Source organism: Blautia sp. HCP28S3_G10 (assembly GCF_052065235.1).
Lineage (GTDB): Bacteria > Bacillota > Clostridia > Lachnospirales > Lachnospiraceae > Blautia_A.
Genome location: NZ_JBQHUL010000098.1, coordinates 1 through 769, shown reverse-complemented (window position 1 = coordinate 769; position 769 = coordinate 1). Strand labels below are relative to the sequence as shown.

General features: G+C 39.8%; 1 protein-coding gene. It reads left to right on the top strand.

The window, feature by feature from the left end; translation table 11 throughout:
• Positions 1–769 (top strand): transposase (locus ACTNB8_RS16365; protein WP_441056115.1); only part of this gene is annotated, 769 nt, incomplete at both ends.

Sequence of the window (769 nt, the reverse complement as noted above, 5' to 3'; positions counted from 1 at the left end):
TCAGTATCTCTATGGAATAAAAAGCATGCGGCAGACCATGAAAGAGATCGAGGTAAACGTTGCATACCGCTGGTTTCTCGGACTAGACATGTTAGATCCAGTACCTCATTTCTCTACATTTGGAAAGAATTATACCCGCCGTTTCAAAGATACAGACCTTTTTGAGCAGATTTTTTCAAAGATTCTAGAAGATTGTATGAAATATAAGCTTGTAAATACAGAACAGATCTTCGTGGATGCAACACATGTAAAAGCCTGTGCAAACAGTAAAAAAATGCGTAAGCGGGTTGCACACGAACAGGCTCTCTGGTATGAAGAAGAATTAAATAAAGAGATTGAAAAAGATCGTCTGGCACATGGAAAAAAGCCATTAAAGAAAAAAGATGATAACCAGCCACCTGCATCCGGTGGAACCGGAAATGATAAGGATTCTATATCTAAAGAACTTCCTGAAGATGTAAAAACACAAAAATGCAGCATCAGCGATCCAGAAAGTGGATGGTTTCGAAAGGGTGAACATAAACACGTTTTTGCATATGCAGTAGAAACTGCCTGTGATAAACATGGCTGGATCCTTGGATACACAGTACATCCTGGTAATGAGCATGACAGTCGTACTTTTAAAGCATTATACGATAAGATATCTAAACTGAATCCGCAGATGGTAGTTGCAGATGCAGGATATAAAACTCCGGCAATCGCCCATCAGCTATTGAAAGATGGAATTCAACCACTTTTTCCGTATACCCGTCCCAAGACCAAAGAAGGC